This window comes from Nocardioides marinisabuli (assembly GCF_013466785.1).
Lineage (GTDB): Bacteria > Actinomycetota > Actinomycetes > Propionibacteriales > Nocardioidaceae > Nocardioides > Nocardioides marinisabuli.
The window spans coordinates 1753861-1779789 of record NZ_CP059163.1 but is presented as its reverse complement, the minus strand read 5'-3'; the positions used below and the strand labels follow the sequence as shown (position 1 = coordinate 1779789).

The following is a 25929-nucleotide window of genomic DNA, read 5'->3' as shown; positions in this document are numbered from 1 at the left end:
CGGGCCGGGTCAGCGGTGGGGCAGGACGACGGTGGCGCCGCCGGCGCCGGCGCCGGGCTCGCCGAGGGCGGCGAGGCGGCGGGCGCCCTCGGCGAGCCCCACCCGGTCGCGCAGCAGCAGGTCGGGGCGCAGGGTGCCGTCGGCGACGAGGGCGAGCAGCTCGGGGTAGCCGGTGGCGGAGAGGCCGTGGCTGCCCAGCACCTGCAGCTCGCGGGCGACCACCAGCCCGAGGTCGGCCCCGGCGCCGGCGTCGGCTCCGCCGAGGAGACCCACCTGCACGTGCCGGCCACGCGGGCGCAGGCAGCGCAGCGAGGCGCTCGCGACCGAGGCGGCCCCGAAGGCGTCGAGCGAGACGTCGGCGCCACCGCCGGTGAGGTCGACCAGCGCCTCGACCACCGCTCCGGCCGCCGGGTCGACCGGCACCGCGCCGAGCCGCGCGGCCAGGTCGCGGGAGGCCGGCGCGGGATCGACGGCGTACACCTCGGCGCCGAGCGCCCGGGCCACCATCACCGCCGCGAGCCCGACGCCGCCGCAGCCGTGCACCACGACCCGCTCACCGGGGCGCACTCCCCCGACCTGCGCGACCGCCCGGTACGCCGTCGCCACCCGGCAGCCGAGGCCCGCGGCCACGTCGTCGGGCACCTCGTCGGGCAGCCGCACCAGGTTGACCTCGGCGCGGGGCAGCGCCACCAGCTCGGCGAAGGAGCCCCACCCGGTGAAGCCGGGCTGCTCCTGGCGCTCGCAGACCTGCTGGTCGCCGCGCCGGCAGGTGGCACAGGTGCCGCAGGCCAGCACGAACGGGGTGGTCACCCGGTCGCCGACCGCCACCGTCGAGACGGCCGGGCCGACCTCGACCACCGTGCCGGCGAGCTCGTGGCCCGGCACGTGCGGCAGGCGGACGCCGTCGTCGTGGCCCTGCCAGGCGTGCCAGTCGCTGCGGCACAGCCCGGTGGCCCCGACCCGCACCACCACCCCGTCCCCGGGGCAGGCCGGGTCGGGCAGGTCGGCGACCGACAGGGGTCCGCCGAACGTCTCCAGCAGGACGGCTCTCATGGCGCGGAGCCTACGGTCCGGCCGCCGTCCCACCCTGCGGCGGAGGTGGCGGCGGTGGGCTGGCAACCGTCCGGTCCGTCAGCTCGGTTGGCAGCTCACCGCTGCCACCCCGCACGCCCCCCCGCCGGGCCGGTCCAGCCTCAGGACGCGTCGAGCGCCGCAAGCTCGTCAGGAGTCAGCTCGATCTCGGCGGCGGCGGCCGAGTCGGTGATCGACTGGGGCCGCTTGGCGCCGGGGATCGGGATGACCACGGGCGACTGGGCGAGCTCCCAGGCCAGGACGACCTGCTGGGCGCTGATCCCGCGGTCCTCGGCGACGCGGGCGAAGCCGGGGTGCTTCTCGGCGAGCCCCTTGGCGTCGGAGAGGCCGCCGAGCGGGCTCCACGGCAGGAACGCCAGTCCCAGCTCCTCGCACACGTCGATCTCGGGCGCGCTGGAGCGGAAGGCGGGCGAGAACTGGTTCTGCACGCTGACCAGCCGGTCGCCGAGCACCGAGTGGGCCAGGCGGATCTGGGCGGGGTCGGCGTTGGAGAGACCGACGCGGGCGACCTTGCCCGAGTCGGCGATCTCCTTGAGGGTGCCGACGACGTCCTCGTAGGGCACCTCGGGGTCGGGGCGGTGGTGCTGCCACAGCGCGATCTGGTCGACACCGAGCCGCTCGAGGCTGGCGTCGACGGCCGAGCGCAGGTGGGCGGCGGAGCTGTCGAGCGCCCACGCGCCTCCCCCGGCGCGCACGTGGCCACCCTTGGTGGCCAGCAGCACCTGGTCGCGGACCCCGAGCTCGTCGATCAGACCGGCGACCAGGCGCTCGTTGGCGCCCTGGGCGTCGGCACCCAGCTCGTCGCCGGGGCCGTAGGCGTCGGCGGTGTCCCAGAGCGTCACGCCCGCGTCGAGCGCCGCGCGCATCGTGTCGAGCAGCTGCTCGCGCGGCTGGGTGCCGGACTGGTCGAAGGTCATCAGGCCCAGCCCGATCGCCCCGACCTGGACGCGCCCGACGGTGTCGTTGCCGATCTCTCGTGTCTGCATGCCCCCTGTCTACCCGCCCCGCTGCAGCGCCCCCGCCCACCCCTGGGGGTGTCGAACGCCGCCGGACCGGCTGGTGCAGTGGAGAGCACGCACAGCGACGTACGACGACCCCCAGACGCGGGCCCGAGGCCCCGACCCCAGGAGGACCTGATGAGCAACGACCTGACCGGCAAGCGCGTGGCGTTCATCGTGGCCCAGTCGGGCGTGGAGCAGCCCGAGCTGACCCAGCCCTGGCAGGCCGTCGAGGACGCCGGCGCCACCGCCGTGCTGATCGCACCCGAGACCGGCAAGGTGCAGGCGTTCGAGAGCGACGTCAACGAGGCCGGCACCTTCGAGGCGACGCTCGCCCTCGGCGACGCGGACCCGGCGACCTTCGACGCCGTGGTGCTGCCCGGAGGGACCACCAACGCCGACGCCCTGCGCGTCGAGGAGGACGCGGTGGCCTTCATGCGCGAGGTCATCGACGCGGGCAAGCCGGTGGCGTCGATCTGCCACGGCCCGTGGACCCTGGTGGAGACCGGGCGCCTCGAGGGCAAGACGCTGACCAGCTTCCCGAGCCTGCAGACCGACATCCGCAACGCCGGCGCCACCTGGGTCGACGAGGAGTCGTTCACCTGCGAGCACAACGGGTGGACGCTGGTCACCAGCCGCAACCCCGGCGACCTCGACGCGTTCTGCGAGGCGGCAGTCGCCGCCTTCGCCTGACCCGCGCGACTCCCTGGACCGGCCGCCGGAGGCCGGGTAGCGTCGCGCGCGACGGGCTGTTCGGGCAGCCCGCGGAGAGGGAGTGCGACATGGGAGCCGACCACCACGTGCCCGCCACACCGACAGGCACCGGCACAGGGACAGGCACGGATACAGGCACTGGCAGGACGTTCGAGGTCGGGAGCACCGACCGGACCTGGCTGCAGGTGGGCATGGCCCTGCTGGTGGGGGCCTTCGTGGCCTCCCCGGCCCTGCCCGAGACCTCGGGGCAGGCGGGGCTGGTGCTCACCCTCTTCGGCGGTGCGGTGCTGGCGGTGCTGCTGCAGCGCGACGCCCCCACCCTCTCGCGGGCACGGAGCACCACGCTGACCCTCGCCGGGGGTTCAGGCGCGCTGCTGCTGCTGAGCACGTCGTTCGGCCTCGTCGCCGCGGACGCCCACCCCTGGGTCGTCGCCCCGGCCGTGGCCGCCGCCGGGCTGGTCCTGGCCCTCGCCCGCCTCGCCGACCGCGCCTGACACGGCCGAGCGGTCACTTCTGAACCATCGACCGGTCACTTTCGCACCCTCGACCGGTCGGTCGGGGCGCCGGCGGCGTCAGCCGATCAGGATGCCGGCGATCGCCGCGCTCATCAGGTTGGCCAGGGTGGCGGCGAGGATCGCGCGCAGCCCGAGCGAGGCGATGTCGGGACGACGCTCGGGGGCGATGCCGCCGAGCCCGCCGAGCAGGATGCCCAGCGAGCCGAGGTTGGCGAAGCCGGTCAGCGCGAAGGTGACGATGGCGGCGGTCTTGTCGCTGAAGCCGCCGATCACCTCGCCGAGGTTGGCGAAGGCGACGAACTCGTTGACCACGACCTTCTGGCCCACGAAGCTTCCCGCCTCGACCGCCTCGCCCCACGGCACACCGATCGCCGACATCAGCGGCGCGAAGACGTAGCCGAGGATCTCCTCGATGGTCAGGTCCCCGGCGCCGAACCAGCCGCCGACACCGCCGACCAGCAGGTTGAGCAGGGCGATCAGCGAGATGAACGCCAGCAGCATCGCGCCGATCGTCGCGGCCAGCTTGAGCCCGTCGGCGGCACCGTTGGCGGCGGCGTCGATGACGTTGCGCGCCCGCATCCCGTCGTCGGCCGGCCCCTTGCTCTCGGCCGCCTCCTTCTCGGCGCGCAGGACCTCGTCGGCGCTGGACCAGTCCCTGTCCTCGGAGTCCGCGCCGTCGCCCTCGGCGCTGCCGGAGGCCGCTCCGCTCGGGACCGTGCTGGGCGACCGGTCCTGCCCACCCTGCTCGGCCTCGTCGTCCACCCGCTCCTCGGGCAGGATGATCTTGGCCATCAGCAGCGCCCCCGGCGCGGCCATGAAGCTGGCGGCGATCAGGTAGTCGAGGCGGGCGCCGAGCAGCGAGTAGCCCACCAGCACCGACCCGGCGACGGTCGAGAGCCCACCGACCATCACCGCGAAGAGGCCCGAGCGCGACAGCCCGGCGACGTACGGCCGGATCACCAGCGGCGCCTCGGTCTGGCCGACGAAGATGTTGGCGGCGGCGTTGGTCGACTCGGCCTTCTCGGTGCCGAGCAGCCAGCCCAGGCCGCCGCCGAGCACGCGCACGACGCGCTGCAGGATGCCGAGGTGGTAGAGCACCGCGGTCAGCGAGGCGAAGAAGACGATGACCGGCAGCACCTGGAAGGCGAAGACCTGCCCCTCCTCGGGCAGGACCGGGCCGAAGAGGAAGCCGATGCCCTCGCGGGAGGAGTCGATGACGGCCTGCACGGCCCGCGAGGCCGCCTCGAGGGCCCGCTGGCCCACCGACCAGTAGAGGACGACGACGCCGAAGACGATCTGCAGGCCCAGGGCACCCAGCACCGTGCGCGGGCGGATGGCGCGGCGGTCGCTCGAGACCGCCACCGCGATGGCCAGCAGTACCAGCATCCCGCCGGCTCCCCAGAGGACGTCGATCATGGCTCCACCTCTCGCACCCGTACGTCGGCGACCGGTCGGTCGGCGCGTGGGTCATGCTGGCACGACCCACCACCGAGCCGCCGGAGGCATCGCATGAGTCTGGTCCGAGACGTCCTGGGCAGCGCCCAGCGCCTGCCGCTGGCGGTGCAGGCCTGGGTCTTCCTGGTGCTGATGCCGGTCAACCTGGCCGCCCTGGTGGTCGTCGGTCAGCCGCTGGGCCCCCTCGTCGCCGCGCTCGCGGTCGGTGCCCTGGCCGTCAACGGCGTCGTGATGGTCCTCGACCGCGGCTTCTCGCTGGCGATGGCGCTGCCGCACGTGGTGCTGTGGGTGCCGCTGCTCGGCGTCATCGGCTACGCCCTGCTCGGGCGCGACGACGTCGGCGGTGCGTACGCGGCGTACCTCGTGGTGCTGCTGGTCGTCGACGCGGTCTCGCTGTGGTTCGACGTGCCCGACGCGAAGCGCTGGCTCGCCGGACAGCGCGACACCTTCTGAGCCCGTACGCCGCTCAGTCGCGCGCGGCGAGCAGGTGGCACGCCGCGACGTGGTCGTCGACCGCGGGGAGCACCGGGAGCGCGGTGCCGCGGCACGCCGCGTCGACCCCGGCCGCGGCCGCGGTGCCGTCGGCCAGCGCCGGGCAGCGCGGGTGGAAGCGGCACCCGCGCGGGATGCGGGTCGGGTCGGGGATCTCGCCCGCCAGCACCACGGGCTCGACCCGCCGCGACTCGGGCACCACCGAGAGCAGCGCCCGCGTGTAGGGGTGCTGGGGGTCGCCGAGCACCTGCTCGGTGGGGCCCGACTCGACGACCCGGCCCAGGTACATCACCGCGGTCCGGTCGGCGATGTTCCAGGCCAGCCCCAGGTCGTGGGTGACCACGAGCACCCCGAGGCCGCGCTCCTCGCGCAGCCGCAGCAGCAGCGCGAGCAGCTCGCCGCGCACCGAGGCGTCGAGGGAGGAGACGGGCTCGTCGGCCACCAGCAGCCGCGGCTCGAGGGCCAGCGCCCCGGCGATCAGGACCCGTTGGCGCTGGCCGCCGGAGAGCTCGTGGGGGTAGCGCAGGTAGAACCGCTCGGGTGGTCGCAGCCCGGCGGCGGCCAGAGCGGCACCGACCCGCTGCTCCTCGCCCGGGCCGCCACCGCGACCGCCGGACAGGCCGTGCAGGCGCAGCCCCTCCGCGACCGACTCGTAGACGGTGTGGCGCGGGTTGAGGGCGCCGGCGGGGTCCTGGAGCACCATCTGCACCTGGCGGCGCACCGCCTTCAGGGCCCGGGCCCCCCGGCCCAGGGGCGCCCCGTCGAGGCGCACCTCCCCCGAGGTGGGCGCCTGGAGGCCGACGAGGGTGCGGGCCAGGGTGGTCTTGCCCGAGCCCGACTCGCCCACCAGGGCGACGATGTCGCCCGAGCGCACGGTCAGGTCGGCCCCGTCGAGCGCGGTGGCCACGGCTCCCCCGCGGCCGGCGAACTCGACGCGCACCCCGCGCGCCTCGAGGGTGCGCGTGCCGGTCGCGGGTGCGTCCAGGGTCTGCTCGGCGCTCATGGCTCCCCGATCCTCCAGCAGGCCGCGGTGCGGCCGGGCTGGTGCTCCTCCAGCGGTGGCTCCTGGGTGGTGCAGCGCTCCACGGCCCGCGGGCAGCGCGGCGCGAAGGCGCAGCCGACCAGCTCGGCGCGCGGGTCGGGCGGGTCGCCGGCCAGGCCCGCGGGGGCGTAGCGCGAGGCCGGGTCGCCGATGCGGGGGAAGGCCGCCGACAGCGCGCCGGCGTAGGGGTGCAGCGCCCGCGCGAAGACCTCGGCGGCCGGCCCCTGCTCGACCACGCGGCCGGCGTACATCACGGCGATGCGGTCGCAGAGCTCGGCGAGCACGGAGAGGTCGTGGCTGATCACCACCATGCCGACCCCCAGCTCGCGCACCAGCCCCGAGAGCAGGTCGAGCACCTGCGCCTGGACCATCACGTCGAGGGCGGTGGTCGGCTCGTCGGCCACCACCAGGTCGGGGCGGCAGGCCAGGGCCATCGCGATCATCACCCGCTGGCGCTGACCGCCCGAGAGCTGGTGCGGGTACGCCGCCGCCCGCGCGGCCGGCAGCCCGACCTGCTCGAGCAGCGCCGCGACGCGGGCCTCGACCTCGGCGTCGGCGACCTCCGGCTCGTGCACCCGGATCGGCTCGGCCACCTGCACGCCGACGCGGCGCACCGGGTTGAGGGAGTGCAGGGCCCCCTGGAAGACGATCGAGGCGCCCGCCCAGCGCACCGCGCGCAGCGCGCCCCAGCGCATCGTCAGCACGTCGTCGCCCTGGAAGGACACTGTGCCGCTCACCTCCGCGGAGGCCGGCTGGAGGCGCAGCACCGTGCTGGCCAGGGTCGACTTGCCGCAGCCCGACTCGCCGGCGATGCCCAGCACCTCCCCGCGCGCCACGTGCAGGTCGATGCCGCGCACGGCCGCCAGCGGCCCCTCCTCGGTGCGGTAGGTGACACGCAGGTCGCTGACCTGCAGCAGGTCGGTCATCGTCGCTCCCTGAGCCGGGGGTCGAGCACGGACTCCAGCGCCTGGCCGATCAGCGTGAAGGAGAGCACCACCAGCACCACGCACAGCCCGGGCGGCACGATGAACCACCACGAGCCGGTCGTGATCGCCCCGACCCGGAAGGCGTCCTCGAGCATCGAGCCCCACGAGACCCGCGTGGGGTCGCCGAGGCCGAGGAAGCTGAGCGTGGTCTCGGCCAGGATCGCCACGGCCACGGTCAGGGTGGTGTTGGCGAAGACGAGCGGCGCCACGTTGGGCAGCACGTGGCGGCGCAGCAGGTGCAGGTGGCCGGCACCGAGGCCGCGGGCCCGCTCCAGGTAGGCGCGCTCCTTGATGGACAGGGTCTGGCTGCGGATCAGCAGCGCGGTGCTCGTCCACGACGTCACCCCGATGACCAGCGCGATGTTGAGCAGCGAGCGGCCCAGCACGCTGGCCAGCACGATCGCCAGCGGCAGGAACGGGATCACCAGGAACCACTCGGTGAGCCGGAAGAGCAGGGCCCCGGGCCAGCCGCCGAAGTAGCCGGAGAGCAGGCCCACGAGGGTGCCGATCACCATCGAGATGACGGTCGCGAGCAGCCCCACCAGCAGGCTGACGCGGGCGCCCCAGATCAGCAGGGTCAGCACCGAGCGGCCGTTGTCGTCGGTGCCGAGCAGGTACGTCGTCGAGGGCGGCTGCAGGACCCCGCCCTGGGCGCGGGTCACCGAGAGCCCCTCGGCGTCGGCGATCACGGGCGCCAGCAGGGCCAGCAGCACGAACGCGCCGAGCACGACGAGCCCGGCCACGCCCGAGCGGTGCCGGCGGAACTCGCGCCACCCGCGGCGCCGGCTCTCGGCGCGTCGGCGGCGGGCCAGCTGCGCGGCGCTGGCGCCCGCCTCCACCCCGGCCCCCGCGCTCACGTGCGCACCCGCGGGTCGAGGACGCCGTACAGCAGGTTGGCCAGGAGGTTGGCCAGGATGACGCCGACCGAGGCCACCAGGAACGCGCCCTGGAGCACCCAGTAGTCGGGGATCTCCAGCGCCTCGGTGGCCAGCAGGCCGAGCCCGGGGATGGAGAAGACGGTCTCGACGGTGATCGCGCCGGCGACCACGAACCCGAAGTTGAGCGCGAGCACCGTGGTGGCGGGCAGCAGGGCGTTGGGCACGGCGTGCCGGTTGCGCACCGCGACGTCGCGCAGGCCCTTGGCCCGGGCGGTGGTCAGGTAGTCCGAGCCCAGCTCGTCGAGCAGCGAGCTGCGCATGATGAGCGCGTAGTCGGCCAGGTAGGCCAGGGTCAGGGTCAGCACCGGCAGCGTGAGGTGGCGCGCCACGTCGAGCACCCCGCCCGGCGACCAGGGGTCGACGTCGACGGAGTGCAGCCCGCCGGTGGGGAACAGCCCGGGCACCGGCCCGAACCCGACGGCCAGGGTGGCGATGAGCAGCAGCCCCAGCCACCACTCGGGCATCGAGTAGAGGGTCAGCGAGGCGCCGGTCGAGAGCCGGTCGAAGCGCTGCCCGTGGGCCCAGGCCGCGCGGGTGCCCAGCCACATCCCGATCATCGCGGCCAGCAGCGTCGAGGTGCCGACCAGCAGCAGGGTCGGCCCGATCCGGTCGAGCAGCAGGTCGGCGACCGGCACCCGGTAGCGCAGCGAGACGCCGAGGTCGCCGGTGAGCGTGTTGCCCAGGTAGGTCAGGAACTGCCGGGGCAGCGGCTCGTCGAGCCCGTACGTCGCGCTGAACGCCTCGAGCTGCTCCGGCGAGCTGAACCGGCCCCGGCCCAGGGTGCGCGCCGGGTCGCCGGGCAGCACCCGGAAGAGGAAGAAGTTGACCACGAGCACGAACGCCAGGCTGCCGAGCGAGCCCAGCACCTTGCCCCCGGCGTAGCGTCCGTAGCCGCCGCGCGCCCGGCGCCCGCCCGACGGGGCCGCGAGCACCCCCTCGGCGCTGGCCGCGAGGGTCACTCGCGGTCCTCCGCGCTCGCGCGACGGCGTACGACGAGCACCGCCGCGCCGGCCGCGAGCAGCACGGCCAGCCCGCCCATGCCCACCAGCACCCCGGTGCCGACGCCCTCGTCGGCCCCGGCCTCGGAGGCCTCGGTGGCGCCGGTGCTGCCGTCGCAGTCACCGGCCTCGTCGGCGGGCCGGATGGAGCGGTAGGTGTGGGTGCCCTGCTGGAAGATCCACTGCCCGGTCCCGGCCGGCTGCTGCAGCAGGCAGGCGAAGCGGTCGCTGCGCACGGCCTGGCCGGTGGTGTTGTAGGCCGTGACCAGGTAGGGCGCGTCGCGGAAGAGCATCTCCTGCATCGAGTGGATCTGCTCGGCGCGGGCCTCGGGGTCGAGCTCGGAGCCCTGCTGCTCGAAGAGGGCGTCGTAGTCCTCGTCGCAGTACCAGGAGTCCGACCAGTTGCCCCGCTGGTCGCAGGTCATGTAGCTGAGCATCGAGGTCGGGTCGGCGTCGACGAACCAGCCCCACTCGAAGGCGTCGAACTCGCCGGCCAGGATGATGTCGGTGAGCTTGGAGGACTCCACGGTGGTCACCTCGGAGTCGATGCCCAGGTCGGCGAGCCACTCCTTGAAGTAGGCCATCACGTCGGTCGAGGTCGCGGAGTCGGAGCGGGCGAAGAGGCGCAGGGTGCCGATCGGCGAGCCGTCGGGCAGGGTGCGCATCCCGTCGGGGCCCGTCGTGTAGCCCGCCTCGTCGAGCAGCGCCGCGGCGCGCTCGGGGTCGTGGCTCAAGTCCTCGGCCGGCGGCTCCCAGTGGAAGGTCGCGTAGCCCGGCGGGACGATGGTCGAGCCGGGCCGCCCGGCCCCCTGGTAGACGGTGTCGACCAGCTGCTGGCGGTCGAGCGCGAGGCCCAGCGCGAAGCGGAAGTCGGGGTCGAGCACGGCCGGGTTGGGGTCGCCGATCGGCTCCCCGGTCTCGAGGTCGACCGAGCCCGCGTTGAAGGAGATCTCGTCGAAGCCCGGGGTGTCGGCGTTCTGGGCCAGCACCCCGTCGCGGCCCTCCAGCGAGGCGACCTGGAGCGCCGAGATGCCCTCGACGAAGTCGACCTCGCCCTTGACCAGCGCCTGCACGGCGGGGTCCTCGCTCTTGAAGACCCGGAAGACGACCTCGTCGACGTGCGGGGCGCCGTTCCAGTAGTCGGGGTTGGCCTCGAAGCGGTACGTCGAGCCGCCCGCGGTGCCCTCGACGAGCCGGAACGGCCCGGAGCCGACCACCGGCGCACCGTCGGTGGGCTCGGCGGCGTAGGACTTCATCTGCTCGCCCGTCACGTCCGACCACACGTGCTGGGGCACGATCGGGATCGGCACCATCGGCAGCACGCTGTTGGGCCGCGACAGCGTCATCACCAGCGTCGTGTCGTCGGTGGCCTCGACGTCGGTGACCCCGGCCAGCCACGACTTCCAGGTGGCGGCCTCGGGGCCCTTGCCGAGCACCCGGCCGTAGGTGAAGGCCAGGTCGTCGGCGGTCAGCGGCTCGCCGTCGGACCAGGTGACGTCGTCGCGGATGGTGAAGCGCCACTCCAGCCCGTCGTCGCTGCTCTCCCAGTCGGTGGCCAGCGAGGGCTGCAGGGACAGGTCGTCGGTGGAGAAGTCCACCAGGTAGTCGTAGGTCAGCGCCCACATCTCGTAGGACTCGACCTCGATGCCGAGGAAGGGGTTGAAGCTGTCGACCTCGTTGAGCAGCGCGACGGTGAACCGCACCGGGTCCTCGCCCTGGCTCGCCGACGCGGCCGCGCCGCCCGGGCCGGCCAGCAGGCCGAGCGGCAGCAGGCAGGCGGCCAGCACGCCCACGAGCGCGCGGGCCCGCGCACCGGTCGGCCGGACCCCTGCCGCGGCGCGCCGCTTCGTCGTACCTTGACGCCCGTGAAGCCACCCGCGCCCCCGGTCGCCGCTCCGCGCACCCACGCCCACCGCGAGCACGGGGTCGAGCGACCCGACCCCTTCGCCTGGCTGCACGACGTGTCCTCGCCGGAGGTGCTGGCGCACCTCGCCGCCGAGCGGTCCTACTACGACGCTGCCTCTGCGCATCTGCACTCCCAGGTGGTGGGGCTGGCCTCCGAGATGGCGTCCCGGGTGCCGAACGACGAGCGGTCACCCTCGTGGGACCGCTCGAGGTACTCCTACTACACCGAGCACCCGGCCGGTAGTGAGTACGCGGTTATTCGCCGAAGAATCCGTGGTAATAAGTCACATTCTGAGACGGAATCCGTTGTAGATCAAGATTTTACCGATGTTTTCCGTGGCCGCTCCGAGGGTGCCGACAAGACCCGCGACGAGGTCGTCCTGGACGTCGGCGAGCTCGACACCGGCAGCGGCCACCTCGAGCTCGGGCTGGCCCTGGTGAGCCCCGACGAGCAGGTGCTGGCCCACGCCGTCGACACCACCGGCGACGAGGTCTACCGGCTGCGCTTCCGCGACCTGCGCACCGGCGCCGACCTGCCCGACGAGGTCGCACGCTGCTACTACGGCGGGGCCTGGAGCGCGGACTCCCGCGAGTTCTTCTACACCGTCCACGACGACGCCTACCGCCCCCACCAGGTCTGGCGGCACCGGCTGGGCAGCGACGTGGCCGACGACGTGCTGGTGCTCAGCGAGCCCGACGAGGCCCACGAGCTGCACCTGCGCGCCAGCCGCAGCGGCGAGCTGGTGATCATCACCAGCGAGAGCCGCACCACCGGCGAGACCTGGGTGGTCCCGACGGCCGACCCGACCGCGGCCCCCCGCTCGGTCGGGGGCCGGCGCCCCGGCGTGGTCTACCGCGCCGAGCACGTGCGCGGGCCCGACGGCGGCCACCTGCTGCTCGTCACCGACGACGGTGCCGAGGAGATGCGGCTGGTCCGCGCGCCCGTGCCCGCGACGGCGGAGGGCCAGGACGAGACCTCCTGGGTGGAGGTCCGCCCCGAGGACCCCGCCGAGCGCCTCGAACGGGTCGACGCCTTCGCCGGCCACGTGGTGCTCGGCCTGCGCACGCAGGCCGAGCACCGGTTGCGCCTGCTGCCGCACGACGACCTGGCCGGCCCGGGGCTGGTGGTCGCCAGCGGCTTCCCCGGCGGCGCCGTGCACCTGGGTCGCTGTACCGACTACGACGCCACGACCGTGACGGTCCACGACCGCGCGCACGTCGAGCCCACCCGGTGGCTCGAGGTCGACCTGGCCAGCGGCGGGCAGCGCGAGCTGGGGCGGCAGGAGGCCCCGGGCCACGACCCCGCGCACTACGTGACCGAGCGCCGCTGGTTCCCCTCCGCCGACGCCACCCCGGTGCCGGTGACGCTCGTGCGGCACCGCGACACCCCGCTCGACGGCACCGCCCCGGCGCTGCTCTACGCCTACGGCGCCTACGAGTACGTCTTCGAGCCCGACTTCGACCCGGCCCTGCCCAGCCTGCTGGACCGGGGCGTGGTCTTCGCCCACGTGCACGTGCGCGGCGGCGGCGAGGGCGGCCGGCGCTGGTGGCTCGACGGCCGGCTGGCGGCCAAGCAGCACTCCTTCACCGACCACCTCGCCGTCGCCGACGCGCTCGACGGCCTCGTCGACGGGCGCCGCCTGGCCACCCGGGGCCTGAGCGCGGGCGGCCTCCTCCAGGGTGCGGTGCTCAGCCAGCGGCCGGAGCGCTGGCGGGCGGTGGTCGCCGAGGTGCCCTTCGTCGACGTGGTCACCACGATGCTCGACGCCAGCATCCCGCTGACGGTCAACGAGTGGGAGGAGTGGGGCGACCCGCGCCGGCCCGACGAGCACGCGTGGATGCTGGCCTACTCGCCGTACGACAACCTGCCGCCGGCCGGCTCGCGCCCGGACCTGCTGGTCACCGGCGCGCTGCACGACCCGCGGGTGCTGGTGCACGAGCCTGCCAAGTGGGTGGCCGCGCTGCGGCACAGCGACCCCGGGTGGGGGCCGCGCTGCCTGTTCCGCTGCGAGGTGGGCGCCGGCGCCCACTCCGGGCCCTCGGGGCGCCTGGGCCACCTGCACTACGAGGCCGAGGTCTACGCGTGGGTCCTCGACAAGATCACCGACCAGGACACCGACCAGGACAGCGGGAAGGACGGCGCGCGATGACCGCGGGCGTGCACGACGAGGTGCTGCGGGTCGCCCGCGACCTGATCCGGATGGACACCAGCAACGCGCCCGCCGAGGCGTTGGGGCGCGCACCCGGCGAGGAGACCCAGGCCGCGGAGTACCTCCACGACTACCTCAGCGGCCACGGCGTCGAGTGCGAGCTGGTCGCGCGCGACGAGCGGCGCGCCAACCTGGTCGCCCGCATCCCCGGCACCGGCGGGGCGCCGTCGCTGGCCTTCGTCGGGCACACCGACGTGGTGCCGGCCGACCCGCGCGACTGGACCCACCCGCCGTTCGAGGCCGTCGTCGACGACGAGGGCTGGCTGTGGGGGCGCGGCGCGATCGACATGAAGGGGGAGGTCGCCGGGCGCGCGGTCGCGATGGCCGCCCTGGCCCGCTCCGGGTTCCGCCCGCGCGGCGACCTGTGGCTGCTGGCCGTCGCCGACGAGGAGGACGGCATGTACGACGTGGGGATGCGCTGGCTGCTCGAGGCGCGCCCCGACATCCGTCCCGACCTGGCGCTCAACGAGGGCGGCGGCGAGCGGATGGTGCTCAGCGACGGGCGCGTCGTGCTGCCGGTGGGGGTCGGCGAGAAGGGCACCTACCCGGTGCGGGTCACCGCCGTCGGCGAGGCCGGCCACGCCTCGACGCCCACCATCGGCGACAACGCGGTGCCGCACCTGGGCGAGGTGCTGCGCCGGATCGGGCTCGGCACCGCCGAGCCGCAGCGCTCGCCGCTGCTCGAGCGCACCCTGGAGATCCTGCTCGGGGAGCCGCCCGGCGACCTCGACGACGCGCTGGCCCGCGCCGGGCGGCTGCAGCCGCTGCTGCTCGACGTGCTCCCGGCGCTGGTGGGCACCACGATGGCGCCGACCCTGGTCGGCGGCTCGTCCAAGCGCAACGTGATGCCGGCCCGGGCCTGGGTCGAGCTGGACTGCCGGATCCTCCCGGGCACCACCGAGGCCGACGTCGAGCGCGCGGTGCGGGCCCGGCTGGGCGACGACCTGCGCTACGAGCTGACCTGGCCCGAGCACCTGGTGGCCGGCAGCAGCAGCCCCGAGGAGTCACCGCTCATCGACGCGATCGGCGCGGTGCTCGCCCAGCAGGGCGAGACCGGCAGCCTGCTGCCGCTGCTGGGCACCGGCTTCACCGACTCGGTCTACCTGCGCGCCGGCGCCGGCACGACGGCGTACGGCTTCAACCCCTACCGGGCGACCTCGGCGGAGGTGGTCGCGGAGGGCTTCCACAACGCCGACGAGCGCATCCACGTCGACGACCTGCTCCACAGCGTCGAGTTCCACGAGGCCCTGGCCCGCCGGCTGCTGGGCTGAGCCGGGCTGAGCTGGGCCGCGCTCAGCCCGCGCCGACGAGCAGCAGCGTGGAGACGAAGACGACGCCGGTGACCACCAGCACCACGCTGGTGTAGCCCATGATGTCGCGCACCCGCAGACCCGCCACGGCCAGCAGGGGCACCGCCCAGAAGGGCTGGATCATGTTGGTCCACTGGTCGCCGTAGGCGATCGCCATGATGACCACCGGCTGGGTGACGTCGAGGGACTCCGCCGCGGAGGCGAAGATCGGCGCCTGGAGCGCGAACTGGCCCCCACCCGAGGGCACGAAGAGGTTGAGCAGCCCGGCGGAGAGGAACGCGAAGACCCCCAGGGTGCCGGGGGTGGCGGCGTCGACGACCCAGCTGCTCAGCATCTCGGCCAGCCCGCTGGCGGCCATCATCGCCGCGATGCCGGCGTACAGGGGGTACTGCAGCAGCACCTCAACGACGGTGCGGCCGCCGCGGGCCACGAGCGCCGCGAGCTGGCGGGCGTTGGCGACGACCAGCAGCACCAGGCACAGGAACGTCCAGTTGACGATGTCGAGGGTCAGGTCGAAGCCGTTGTCGAGGAAGTGCAGGACCAGGTAGAGGCCCAGCGCCACGCCCATCACCGAGGTGACCAGGCGTGAGGTCTCGAGCCGGTCGGCGGGCGAGCCCTGCTCCTGCGGGGCACCCGCGGCGGCGCCGGCGGGTCCCTGGGAGTCCTCGAAGACGGCGTCGGGGGCGGGCCGCACCGGTTCCCCCTCGCCGGGCGCCATCAGCGGCATCGCCACCGCGATCACCAGCAGCGTCACCGCGACGGCCACGAGGTTCCACCAGGCGAAGATGGTCTCGGAGACGGGCACCACGCCCATCCCGAGCGTGGTGGCGTAGACCCCGGTCTCGGTGGCGGCGTTGAGCGGTCCCGAGCCCGAGTAGCCCATGTGCCAGACCACGAAGCCGGTGTAGCCCGAGGCCACCAGCAGCGGGTAGTGCAGGGGCGTGCCCCGGTCGCGGAAGCGGCGCGCCACCTCGACGGCCACCACCCCGCCGACGATGAGGCCGAGGCCGAAGCTGAGCAGGGAGGCAAGGCCGGCCACCACGGTGACGAACGCGTACGCCGCCCGCGGGGTGCGCGGCACCCCCGCCACCGCGGTCAGCAGCCGGTGCACCGGCGGCAGGTTCGCGAGCGTGTAGCCCAGCAGCAGCACCAGCGCGACCTGGGTCATGAACGCCAGCAGCCCGGTCAGCCCGTCGCCCCAGGCCAGCGTGAGCTCGCGCGGACCGGTGTCGGTCAGCGTCAGCGACAGCACCGCCACCAGCAGGGTCAGGGCGACCGCGAACACGAAGGCCCCCGGCATCCAGCGTTCGACGAAACGGCTCGCCGGACCGGCGATCTTGCGCAGCATGCGTCCTCCCGAGGCGCCACGCCCGAGACGGCTGTGGCCTGGCTCACCCCATCCCAGGAGCGGGCCGGGCGTCAACCACCCCGTCCAGCACCCGGCGGGCGGGTCGGGGGCTCAGCGGCCCAGCAGCCCCCGCACGTACGCCGCCTGCCCGGCGTGCTGGGCGCAGTCGTCGGCCACGGAGACCAGCCGCACCCCGAGGGTGACCGGCGGGTCCCAGCGCTCGTCGACGACCCGGTCGAGGTCGGGGGCGTCCAGCGCCTGCACCCAGGGGCGCATCGCCTCGTGCACCGCGCGGAGGTAGGCGCCGAGCAGGTCGCCCGGCACCCGGACTGCGGCCACCTCGTCGTCGCCGTGCCCGTAGCCGGTGTCGGCGGCGTCGAACGGCAGCCCGAGCCGCTCGGCGTACCCGGACGCGACGTGCACCTGCTCGCGCCCGGCGGCCGCGGCGACGTGGTCGTCGTAGATGCGGGTCAGGTGCCAGACCAGCCAGGCGATCGAGTTCGCCCCGGGCGCCGGGCGGTGCGCCAGGTCGTCGGGGCCGAGGCCGTCGAGGACGGACTCGACGTTCTGTGCGGTGCGGTCGAGGGAGTCGGCCAGCAGCTCACCGGGCGTCATGCCTCGACCGTACGCCGCCCGGGCAGGTCCGTCACAGCACCTTGGAGAGGAACTCCTGGGTGCGCTCGTGCTGCGGGTCGGAGAGCACCTCGGCGGGGTCGCCCTCCTCCATGATGACGCCCTCGTCCATGAAGACCAGCTTGTCGCCGACCTCGCGGGCGAAGCCCATCTCGTGGGTCACGACCATCATCGTCATGCCCTCGGAGGCCAGCGACTTCATCACCGCGAGCACGTCGCCGACGAGCTCGGGGTCCAGCGCGCTGGTCGGCTCGTCGAAGAGCATCAGGTCGGGGTCCATCGACAGCGCCCGGGCGATCGCCACCCGCTGCTGCTGGCCGCCGGAGAGGTGCGCGGGGTAGGCGTCGGCCTTGTCCGAGAGACCCACCCGCTCGAGGTTCCTCAGCGCGCACTCACGGGCCTCGTCCTTACTCCGCTTCTTGACCCGGCGCTGGGCCAGGGTCAGGTTGGCGGTGACGGTCAGGTGCGGGAAGAGGTTGAAGGACTGGAAGACCATCCCGATCCGCGAGCGCACCTCGTTGAGGTCCGTCTCGGGGTCGGTGATGTCGACGCCCTCGACGAGGACCCGGCCCTTGGTCGGCACCTCCAACCGGTTGACGCAGCGCAGCAGCGTCGACTTGCCCGATCCCGAGGGCCCGATGACGCAGACCACCTGGCCGTCGTCGACGTGGAAGTCGATGCCCTTGAGGACCTCGTTGTCGCCGAACGACTTGTGCAGCTGCTGGACGTCGATCGCGTGCTCGTAGGCGGGGTTGCTCGTCACGTGGTCAACGTCCTCTCGCGCCGCGGCGCTCCATGTAGGCCACCAGCCGGGTCAGCGGCAGGGTGACGGCCAGGTACATCAGGGCTGCGATGGTCAGCGGCGTCGAGTTCGCCACCGAGGAGACCCCGTCGCGGGCGAACGTGGTGAGCTCCTGCTGCGACAGGGTCATGCCGACGATGAACAGCAGCGAGGTGTCCTTGATCAGGATCACCAGCTCGTTCGTGAGCGGAGGGATCACGATCCGGAAGGCCTGGGGCAGCACCACCGAGACCATCGTCCAGCCCGCCGGCATGCCCAGCGAGTGCGCCGCCTCGACCTGGCCCTTGGGGACCGCCTGGATGCCGGCGCGTATCGTCTCGGCGATGTAGGCCGCCGAGACGACGATGAGCGCGATCAGGCCTGCTCCCGCGTTGCCACCGGGCGGGCGCCACTGGAAGGCGATCGGCACCGCGAAGGCGAAGGTGAAGATCACCAGCAGTGCCGGCAGGCCTCGGAAGAACTCGATGTAGGCCGTCGCGACCCACCGGTAGGGCGCCACCGGCGAGAGCTTCATCAACGCGAGGACCAGGCCGAAGACCATGCCCCCCGCGAAGGCGATCGCGGTGTAGATGATCGTGTTCTTCGCCGCGACCACGACCACGTCGGGGAAGAGCTCGCGGGCGATCTCGACGTCGAAGAACGCCTCCTGGATGGCCGGCCAGTCCGCGGCCAGGACCAGCGCGGCAACGGCGGCCACGAAGATCGCGTACAGCGACCCGCGGGTGAGACGGGTCTTCGTGGTCCTCTTCACGAGGGACTCCTCAACGGTGGTCGGCTACGGACGAGGACGCAGCAGCGTCAGGAGTCGGAGAAGTACTTCTCGTAGATGGTGTCGTACTCGCCGCTATCGCGGATCGCCTGGAGGTTCTCGTTGATGGCCTCGAGGAGGTCCTCGCTGCCCTCCTCCTTGACCGCGAAGCCGTAGGACTCGTCGGTGTCGTACTCCTCGACGATCTCGTAGGCACCGTCGTCGGTGTGGTCGAGGTTGACCGGCAGGTCCTGGAGGACCGCCGCGACGCCGCCGGAGTTGAGCGCGGCGTAGAGCTCGGCGTCGCTGGGGAAGGAGACCAGCTCGGCGCCCTCGGGCACGTTGTCCTTGGCGTACTGCGCCCCGGTGGTGCCCTGCTGCACGCCGACCTTCCGCCCGTCGAGGTCGTCGATGGAGGTGACGTCGCCGCCGGCCGCGGCCAGGAGCGACTGCTTGGAGTCGTAGTAGGGCTCGGAGAAGTCGAGGTTCTCCTCGCGCTCCTCGGTGATCGTCATCGCGCTGGCGACCATGTCGCACTGCCCGGCGGCCAGGGACGCACCGCTCTGGAGACCGTCGAAGCCGGCGTCCTTGACGACGACCTCGAGGTCCATCCCGGCGGCGATCGCGTCGACGATCTCCATGTCGAAGCCGGTGTAGCCGGTCGGCGAGGAGTCGTCGGGGTACTCGAAGGGCTTGTACGGCGCGTCGGTGCACACGGTGAGCTGACCGGCCGAGCTCAGCTCGGGCTCGCCCTCGGCGGCCTCGGGCTCGTCCGAGCCGCAGGCCGACAGGCTCAGGGCGAGGGCCGTAGCCACGGACAAGTTCTTCAATACCTTAGATCTCACTGAACGATCCTAACCCTGCACCGAGCCCGGAAAGCCGCCCGGGATCGGACGGGGGCAGGCGGCCCAATCCCTCCGATGCGCGCCTGCCCTCTCGATGACGGTGACGGAGGCGACGACCGACCCCTCGGCGGTCCTGCACGGCGGTCTCGTGCTGCTCCTCCACGACGTGACCTGCTTCCTCGGGCTCCTCGAGACCCTGCCTGACGAGTCGCACGCGTGACCGTCAGCTCGACGGCCTCCTTCGGCGACAGCTGGTGGCGACCGGGCAGGTGGTCAAGGCCGTGGTCTGAACGGGGCGCGGACGCCAGGCGGCCCCCAGCGGTGGTCGCTAGGGGCCGCGTGGTCGAGCGGGTGGTGAAGGATCAGCCGCGGGGCCGCACCTTGACCCGGACAGGCTCGGCCGTCTGGGTCTTGCCGGTCCCGACCAGCAGGACCTTGACGCTGATGCTCCTGCCCTTCTCGAGCTTGCGACGGGCGGCCGGCTTGAGCTTCACGCCCACCTTCTTGACGCCCCCGGCCCGCACCTTCACGGTCTTGTCGAGGAGCGTGCGTCCGCTCCACTTGACGGTGACGTCGCCGGCGCACCGGCCATCGGCGCTGGCGCAGCCGATGTCGAGCGTGAAGCGACGGGCCGCGCGGTTGGCGACCTCGGTGCGGTCGAGCACCGTCAGCGTGCGCACCTCGGCGTCCGGCAGCGGCTCCAGGTCGTCGACCGGCTCCGGGATGGCGTCGGCGTCGTACTCCAGGGCGGGCGCGCTGGTCGAGACGACGTGACCGTCGGCCAGCTGGTCGAAGGCGTAGGCGTAGCCCAGGATCTTGGCGTCGTCGAACTCCTTGCCCTCGAGCTGGAAGCCGACCGGCTGGTCGTGCGCGTTGAGCCCGGCCGGGAAGACCACCGACGGCACCCCGGCGTAGGAGCTGTTGGGGTTGATCCGCCCGAAGCTGGGGTGGATGGAGTCGTTGAGGTGGATGTCGCTCAGCTCGGTGGCGTAGAGCACCGCGTCGACGTCGAACTCGTCCATCCAGGTCCCGACCGAGGCGCGGTAGGTGGCGCGCCAGTCCTCCATGTCGGCGATGTCCTGATCCGACATGGCCCCGCTGCCGGTGTACGGCGAGGTGTTGCGGCGGAACGGGATGCGCAGCGGCGATCGGGTGATCTCCACCGGGTCCGTGTACGGGTTGTCCGGGTGCTCGGCGATCCAGCGGCGCCAGCCCTCGTAGTTGGTGTCACCCGAGTAGGTGCGGTCGGGGCGACCGGGGTAGTCGTCCATCGGGACCAGCGTGGCCCCGGCCTGCTCGAAGTAGGCGAACTGCGCCCGCAGGGCGTCGCTGACCACGGTGGTGCCGAAGGGGTCGTCGAAGACGGTCTCGGGGATGCCGATGCGGGCGCCCTCGAGGGCGTCGGGGTCGAGGGCTGCCGTCCAGTCGTCGGGCCGGCGGCCGTCGGAGATGTCGTCCAGCGGGTCGTCGGGGTTGCCGACGGCGCTGGCGTTGAGCAGCAGCGCGAGGTCGTCCAGGGACTGCGCCATGTGGCCGACGTAGTCCTGCACCACCGTGAGCGGCATGGTGCCGGCGCTGCTCTGCATCCCGTCGGTCCCGCGCAGCGAGTAGAGGCTGGCGGCACCGGAGGGACCCCACAGCGAGTCGCCGGTCTGGGTGCCCATCGCGGCGGCGGCGAAGGCGGACGCCACGGCGACCGCGGAGCCGCCCGACGAGCCGATCGGGCTGCGCGAGGGGTCGAAGGCGCCCCACACCTGGCCGAAGGCGCTCTCGCTGTAGTAGCCGCTGTTGGCGAACTCGGAGAGGTTGGCCTTGCCGAGGATGATGGCGCCGGCCTCGCGGAGCTTGGCGACCTGCCAGGCGTCCGAGGTCGGCTGGTAGCCGTCGAAGATCAGCGAGCCACCGGTGGTGGGCATGTCCTCGGTGTCGATGATGTCCTTGATCATGATCGGGATGCCGAGCAGCGGCCGGTCGTCGCCGGCCTCGCGGGCCCGGTCGGCGGCGCGTGCCTGCTGCATGGCGTCCGGAGCCACGGCCAGCACCGAGTGCAGCCCAAGAGGGCCCTGGTCGTAGGCGGCGATCCGGTCGAGGTAGGCGCGCACGATCTGCTGGGCGTTGGTCGTGCCCGACTCCATGTCGGCGACGAGGTCGGTGATCGACTTGCCGACGACGTCGTACGGCGACGTCGTCTTGACCTCCGGGGCCGAGACAGCGCCGCGGACGGCTCCGGCCAGCGGCTCCCCGCTCAGCCCGTCGCAGTCGGAGGCGTCGAAGCCGGGGAGGGCGGACACGTCGTAGTTGGCCAGCGAGCAGATCTCCGGCACCGTCATGCCCGCCAGGTCGGGCGCGGCGGTCAGCTCGGCGGCCTTGGCCTCCACCGCCGCCACCTGCGAGCCGGCAGCCGGCACGCCGGAGCCGTCGGGGGCACCGCTGGTCTCGGAGAGCCCGGTGACGACGAAGTGCACCACCGAGCGCGACTCGCCCGGCGCCAAGGTGATCGTGTTGACGAACCCCGGGTGGTTGGCCTCGTCGCCCGTCTCCGGCAGGTCGTTGACGAACGGGTCGCGCAGGAAGATGCCGACCCGGTCGAGGGACCCGGCGTAGCCGGGCGTGCCGATCGTCGTCGCCGACGGCCCGTTGGCCGAGGCCGAGCCGGGGCCGTCGCTGGGCGTGTAGAAGCTGACCCAGCCGTCGGCCGAGGTGACCTCGTCGTCGCCGTCGGAGGTGTCCGCGACGTCGGACTGGTTGGTGCCGGTGTCGTAGCCGACCTGGCCGCCGAAGGCGACCTCGATCTCCTGCGGCTGCTTGGAGGTGTTGGTGAAGGTGTCGAGGAAGCGGCCGTAGCTCTCCTCCTGGTCGATCTTCAGCTCACGCTTGACGGCGACACCGTCGATGACGACCGCGCGGGCGCTCTCGAAGCTGTCACGACCGTCGAATGTCAGTCCGAAGCCGCGCATCAGGGCGCCGTTGAGCCGGTCGTCGCCGTTGATCACCTTGAGCCGGACACCTCCGTACCCCTGCAGGGCGCTGGCGGTGGTGTCCCGCACGCTCCCGGTGTCGAGGCCGGGGATCGCGGCGTCGTTGACGTTCCACTGGTCACCCCCGCCCGTCCCGACGGAGTTGTAGGCCTGGGCGGTGGGCGCCACCTGCAGACCGGCGGTGAGGGCGGCCGCTGCGAGGCCGGATGCCAGGACGGCACGACCTCGCGGCGAACGTAGGGCTTGACGGTGTTCCAAGATGAAACCTCCAAAGCGGGTCCGCGCAGGCCGGGGCCGGCGCGAACAGCAGTCACGGTGGCGAGCGGCGCTGATCGCGACGGCGACGCTATGGACCTGAACCGCGCATCAGGTGTCCTCCGCGTTTCAAGCACCTCTCGGCTGGCCCGGCACGTGTCGAGAACGTTTCGGACCGGTTGTGGCGGTCTGCCCCGTTCAGGACCGCCACTGCCGGAACGTCCGAGCTCGACGCCGTGGTCGAGTAGCGACGCGGTGCCGCGGCCGCCACCGTCCAGGCAGGCGCTCGACCCTTGGTCTTCGTCGGCCTCAGAGCGAGACGAGCTGCTGCTCCGGTCCGACGAAGCCGATCAGCAACGGCAGCGCGACGAGCACCGACCCCACTGAGAGCAGGTGGTTGCCCCCGCGACAGTGCGCTGTTATCCGCGTCTGGCGGGCGCCACCCCGGGTGACCCTCCCTGCAGATCGTCCGCGCGGGGCCGTATCCCGTCATTGTCCGCAGAATCCCACCTGGACCGACGCCTCTCAGGACCGGCGCGCCACCTAGGTCACCGACGGTCTGAGGGGTCCAGCTTGTCGGCGCCCCGCGCGCTCGCCTGGCCATGACATGGTGCTCACAGGACCTGGAGGATGTCCTCGACGCGGTCCTTGGCATCTCCGAAGAGCATCGTTGAGTTGTCGCGGAAGAACAGAGGGTTCTGTACACCGGCATAGCCCGAAGCCATCGAGCGCTTGAATACGACAACATCGTCCGCATCCCAGACGCTCAGGACGGGCATCCCGGCGATCGGGCTCGCGGGGTCGTCGAGGGCAGCAGGATTGACGGTGTCGTTGGCTCCGATGACCAGGACGACGGCGGTGCTGCTGAAGTCGTCATTGATCTCGTCCATCTCCAGGACGATGTCGTAGGGCACCTTGGCTTCGGCGAGAAGCACGTTCATGTGGCCGGGTAGGCGTCCGGCGACCGGGTGGATGCCGAATCGGACATCGACGCCGCGTTCGCGAAGCGTGCGAGTGAGTTCGGCAACGCCGTGCTGCGCCTGGGCCACCGCCATGCCGTACCCAGGGGTGATCACCACTGAATCGGCCTCAACCAGGAGCTCGGCCACGCCCTCAACGGTGATCTCACGGTGCTTGCCGTGGTCATCGTCACTCGTGCTGGTCGCTTCGGAACCGAAGCCACCGGCGATCACGGACAAGAAGGAGCGGTTCATTGCACGGCACATGATGTAGGACAGATACGCACCCGAGGAGCCGACCAGGGCTCCGGTGATGATCAAAAGGTCGTTCTCCAGCAGGAAGCCCGATGCGGCGGCGGCCCAGCCCGAGTAGCTGTTGAGCATCGAGACCACGACGGGCATGTCTCCACCTCCGATGGAGGCGACCAGGTGCCAACCCAGCCCGAGGGCGAGCAATGTGACTGCGATCAACGACCAGAGCTGAGGATCGATGCAGAACCAGACCGTCAGCACAGCGAAAGCGATCAGGGTGCCGAGGTTGAGGATGTTCTTGCCGGGCAGCGAGAGCGGTTGGGACTTGATTCTCGTCGAGAGCTTGAGGAACGCCACGATCGACCCGGTGAAGGTGACCGCGCCGATGAATATGCCGATGATGACCTCGGCATGGTGGATCCCCAGGGTCCCGATCAGGTCGAGTCGCTGAGCTTCTTCTCCCTCGGGATCTGCCTCGACCAGCAGGTACCCGTTCCAGCCGACCAGCACCGCCGCAAGGCCCACGAAGGAGTTCAGGAGTGCGATCAGGCCAGGCATTCCGGTCATCTCGACGACGCGGGCTTGGTAGATCCCGATCGCGGCTCCGAGCGCCATCGCACCCCCTAGCAGCGCTAGGTCCGTGCCATCGATGTCCCCGTCGATCGTCAGCACGATCGTGGCCAGCAAGGCGACGCCTATTCCGACCATCCCGAAGATGTTCCCACTCTTGGCGGTCTCGTGCTTGGACAGGCACGCCAGAGCCAGGATGAAGAGCAAGGCTGCGACGATGTCGGCCGCGCGTGCGGAGGTTTCCGTGGTGAACAGATCATTCATGCTGGTCGTCTCTCCTCGTCAGCGCCGTCCCCGGTCAGGACCGGGAGAACATCGCGAGCATGCGGTGGGTGACCGCGAAGCCACCGAAGATGTTGATGGAAGCCAGCAGGATGGCGGTCGCGGCGAGGGCCGTGATCCCCGCACTCCCGTGCCCGATCTGCACCATCGCCGCGACTGCGACGATTCCGGAGATCGCGTTCGTGACCGACATCAGCGGGGTGTGGAGTGCATGGTGCACGTGGCCGATCACGTAGTAGCCGATCACGATCGCGAGTACGAACACCGTGAGGTGCCCCAACAGTGCCGGAGGGGACAGCGCCGCCAGCGGGAGGAAGACGGCCGTCCCGATGCCAACGGTCGTGAACCGCCGCGTGGACGACCGTCTCCGCTTCGCATGGGGGGTCACAGGCTCGGCCGCCGCGCCAGTCGCAGGTCGGACTGCGGAGACCTGTACCGGTGGTGCCGGCCACATGAGCTCGCCGTCGCGGACGACGGTGATGGAGCGCTGCACCGCGTCGTCGAGGTCCAGCACGAGCTGGCCGTCCTTGGCAGGCGTCATCAACTTGAGGAGGTTGACCAGGTTGGTGCCGTAGAGCTGAGAAGCCTGGCCCGGGAGCCGACCTGCGAGGTCGGTGTATCCGATGATCGTGACCCCGTTGGCAGTGACGATGGACTGGTCCGGGACCACCCCCTCGACATTGCCGCCGTTCTGAGCAGCCATGTCCACGATCACCGACCCGGACTTCATCGACGCGACCATCTCGGCGCTGATCAGCCTCGGCGCCGGGCGACCGGGGACGAGTGCCGTGGTGATGATGATGTCGACATCCGCGGCTTGGGCGGCGTACAGCTCCGCCTCCCGCCTCTTGTAGTCGTCGCCCATCTCCTTGGCGTACCCGGTAGCGGAGACCTCGACCTCGGGAGACTCGATGGCCAGGTACTCCCCACCCAAGGACCTGACCTGGTCGGCGACCTCTGGGCGTGGGTCGGTGGCACGGACGATCGCTCCCATCGATCCCGCCGCCCCGATCGCGGCCAGACCTGCCACCCCGGCCCCGGCCACGAGCACTTTGGCGGGCGGCACCTTTCCCGCCGCAGTCACCTGACCGGTGAAGAAGCGACCGAACGCGTGCGCAGCCTCGACGACGGCGCGGTATCCGGCGATGTTCGCCATCGATGACACCACGTCCAACGACTGAGCTCGACTGATTCGCGGAACCGCGTCCAGCGCCAGGGCGGTGATCGGCCGGCTGGCCAGCTCCTCGACCAGATCCGGGTCCAGGTTCGGGGAGAGAACGCCGATGAAGGTGGCGCCCCCCCTCAGCATGTCCAGCTGATGACGAGAGGGAGCGTTCACCCCCAGCACGATGTCGGCCGCCCAGGACTGCGCAGCATCCCCGATCGACGCTCCCGCTTCGACGTACGCCGCGTCAGCAAAGCTCGACGCAGCACCTGCGTCCGCTTCGACGGTCACGGAGTATCCGAGCTTGAGCAGCATCGCCACCGTCGCCGGCGTGGCCGCAACTCGTGCCTCTCCAGGTCGTGATTCGCGCACAACACCGATCAGCATTCTCAATCTCCATGAGTCTCGTGGGTGGCAGCCAGGTCTAGCGATGCACC

At 72.3% G+C, this 25929-nt stretch carries 21 protein-coding genes; 5 read left to right on the top strand and 16 right to left on the bottom strand.

What is annotated here, in order from left to right:
* Nucleotides 1-9: 9 nt before the first annotated feature.
* Both H0S66_RS08565 and H0S66_RS08560 read right to left on the bottom strand, forming a co-directional pair.
* Nucleotides 10-1053 carry an alcohol dehydrogenase catalytic domain-containing protein gene (locus H0S66_RS08565; RefSeq protein WP_179615017.1) on the bottom strand — a complete coding sequence of 348 codons (1044 nt, stop codon included), beginning with the start codon at nucleotides 1051-1053 and terminating at the stop codon, nucleotides 10-12.
* Between the two features lie 140 nt (nucleotides 1054-1193).
* On the bottom strand, nucleotides 1194-2078 hold the full coding sequence (locus H0S66_RS08560; protein WP_179615016.1) for an aldo/keto reductase: 885 nt from the start codon (nucleotides 2076-2078) through the stop codon (nucleotides 1194-1196).
* A 150-nt stretch (nucleotides 2079-2228) separates the two neighbouring features.
* Here H0S66_RS08560 and H0S66_RS08555 point away from each other — a divergent pair, with 150 nt between their 5' ends.
* Both H0S66_RS08555 and H0S66_RS08550 read left to right on the top strand, forming a co-directional pair.
* Nucleotides 2229-2783: a type 1 glutamine amidotransferase domain-containing protein gene (locus H0S66_RS08555; RefSeq protein ID WP_179615015.1), complete on the top strand. Its 555-nt coding sequence runs from the start codon at nucleotides 2229-2231 to the stop codon at nucleotides 2781-2783.
* Nucleotides 2784-2995: 212 nt separating this feature from the next.
* Complete coding sequence (locus tag H0S66_RS08550) at nucleotides 2996-3298, top strand: hypothetical protein (protein WP_179615014.1); 303 nt, start codon at nucleotides 2996-2998, stop codon at nucleotides 3296-3298.
* Nucleotides 3299-3376: 78 nt separating this feature from the next.
* On the opposite strand, the gene H0S66_RS08545 is transcribed toward H0S66_RS08550, so the two are convergent.
* Nucleotides 3377-4735, bottom strand: coding sequence for a NupC/NupG family nucleoside CNT transporter (locus H0S66_RS08545; protein WP_179615013.1), 1359 nt, complete (start codon nucleotides 4733-4735; stop codon nucleotides 3377-3379).
* Between the two features lie 93 nt (nucleotides 4736-4828).
* Here H0S66_RS08545 and H0S66_RS08540 point away from each other — a divergent pair, with 93 nt between their 5' ends.
* On the top strand, nucleotides 4829-5227 hold the full coding sequence (locus H0S66_RS08540) for a hypothetical protein (protein ID WP_179615012.1): 399 nt from the start codon (nucleotides 4829-4831) through the stop codon (nucleotides 5225-5227).
* Nucleotides 5228-5240: 13 nt separating this feature from the next.
* On the opposite strand, the gene H0S66_RS08535 is transcribed toward H0S66_RS08540, so the two are convergent.
* The 5 genes from H0S66_RS08535 to H0S66_RS08515 are packed head-to-tail and all read right to left on the bottom strand — an operon-like array spanning nucleotide 5241 to nucleotide 11017.
* A complete protein-coding gene (locus H0S66_RS08535) occupies nucleotides 5241-6269 on the bottom strand; it encodes an ABC transporter ATP-binding protein (RefSeq protein ID WP_179615011.1) in 1029 nt (342 codons plus the stop codon).
* Nucleotides 6266-7234: an ABC transporter ATP-binding protein gene (locus H0S66_RS08530; protein WP_179615010.1), complete on the bottom strand. Its 969-nt coding sequence runs from the start codon at nucleotides 7232-7234 to the stop codon at nucleotides 6266-6268. The genes H0S66_RS08535 and H0S66_RS08530 overlap by 4 nt, the downstream gene beginning before the upstream one ends.
* Nucleotides 7231-8151, bottom strand: a complete 921-nt coding sequence (locus H0S66_RS08525) for an ABC transporter permease (protein ID WP_258017169.1) — start codon at nucleotides 8149-8151, stop codon at nucleotides 7231-7233. The genes H0S66_RS08530 and H0S66_RS08525 overlap by 4 nt, the downstream gene beginning before the upstream one ends.
* A complete protein-coding gene (locus H0S66_RS08520) occupies nucleotides 8148-9191 on the bottom strand; it encodes an ABC transporter permease (protein WP_179615009.1) in 1044 nt (347 codons plus the stop codon). The genes H0S66_RS08525 and H0S66_RS08520 overlap by 4 nt, the downstream gene beginning before the upstream one ends.
* Nucleotides 9188-11017 carry an ABC transporter substrate-binding protein gene (locus tag H0S66_RS08515; RefSeq protein ID WP_179615008.1) on the bottom strand — a complete coding sequence of 610 codons (1830 nt, stop codon included), beginning with the start codon at nucleotides 11015-11017 and terminating at the stop codon, nucleotides 9188-9190. The genes H0S66_RS08520 and H0S66_RS08515 overlap by 4 nt, the downstream gene beginning before the upstream one ends.
* A gap of 78 nt (nucleotides 11018-11095) precedes the next feature.
* Between H0S66_RS08515 and H0S66_RS08510 the strand changes: the two genes are divergently transcribed.
* Nucleotides 11096-13285 (top strand): prolyl oligopeptidase family serine peptidase, encoded by a 2190-nt coding sequence (locus H0S66_RS08510; RefSeq protein WP_179615007.1) that lies wholly within the window; start codon nucleotides 11096-11098, stop codon nucleotides 13283-13285.
* Entirely contained in the window at nucleotides 13282-14616 is a 1335-nt protein-coding gene (locus H0S66_RS08505) for a M20/M25/M40 family metallo-hydrolase (protein WP_179615006.1), read from the top strand. The genes H0S66_RS08510 and H0S66_RS08505 overlap by 4 nt, the downstream gene beginning before the upstream one ends.
* Before the next feature lie 22 nt (nucleotides 14617-14638).
* Here H0S66_RS08505 and H0S66_RS08500 read toward each other — a convergent pair whose 3' ends face one another.
* The 8 genes from H0S66_RS08500 to H0S66_RS08465 all read right to left on the bottom strand — a co-directional run bounded on the left by H0S66_RS08500 (nucleotide 14639) and on the right by H0S66_RS08465 (nucleotide 25879).
* The gene (locus tag H0S66_RS08500) at nucleotides 14639-16003 is read right to left on the bottom strand and encodes a short-chain fatty acid transporter (RefSeq protein WP_179615005.1); all 1365 of its coding nucleotides are present in this window, start codon (nucleotides 16001-16003) and stop codon (nucleotides 14639-14641) included.
* Between the two features lie 111 nt (nucleotides 16004-16114).
* Nucleotides 16115-16618 carry a mycothiol transferase gene (locus H0S66_RS08495; RefSeq protein ID WP_179615004.1) on the bottom strand — a complete coding sequence of 168 codons (504 nt, stop codon included), beginning with the start codon at nucleotides 16616-16618 and terminating at the stop codon, nucleotides 16115-16117.
* A 31-nt stretch (nucleotides 16619-16649) separates the two neighbouring features.
* On the bottom strand, nucleotides 16650-17399 hold the full coding sequence (locus tag H0S66_RS08490) for an amino acid ABC transporter ATP-binding protein (protein ID WP_258017168.1): 750 nt from the start codon (nucleotides 17397-17399) through the stop codon (nucleotides 16650-16652).
* A 4-nt stretch (nucleotides 17400-17403) separates the two neighbouring features.
* Nucleotides 17404-18189, bottom strand: a complete 786-nt coding sequence (locus H0S66_RS08485) for an amino acid ABC transporter permease (RefSeq protein ID WP_179615003.1) — start codon at nucleotides 18187-18189, stop codon at nucleotides 17404-17406.
* A 47-nt stretch (nucleotides 18190-18236) separates the two neighbouring features.
* A complete protein-coding gene (locus H0S66_RS08480) occupies nucleotides 18237-19001 on the bottom strand; it encodes a transporter substrate-binding domain-containing protein (protein ID WP_258017167.1) in 765 nt (254 codons plus the stop codon).
* A gap of 392 nt (nucleotides 19002-19393) precedes the next feature.
* On the bottom strand, nucleotides 19394-22177 hold the full coding sequence (locus tag H0S66_RS08475; RefSeq protein ID WP_179615001.1) for an amidase: 2784 nt from the start codon (nucleotides 22175-22177) through the stop codon (nucleotides 19394-19396).
* Nucleotides 22178-22878: 701 nt separating this feature from the next.
* On the bottom strand, nucleotides 22879-24309 hold the full coding sequence (pntB, locus tag H0S66_RS08470; protein WP_218876262.1) for a Re/Si-specific NAD(P)(+) transhydrogenase subunit beta: 1431 nt from the start codon (nucleotides 24307-24309) through the stop codon (nucleotides 22879-22881).
* A 34-nt stretch (nucleotides 24310-24343) separates the two neighbouring features.
* Nucleotides 24344-25879, bottom strand: coding sequence for a Re/Si-specific NAD(P)(+) transhydrogenase subunit alpha (locus H0S66_RS08465; protein ID WP_179615000.1), 1536 nt, complete (start codon nucleotides 25877-25879; stop codon nucleotides 24344-24346).
* Between the last annotated feature and the right edge of the window lie 50 nt (nucleotides 25880-25929).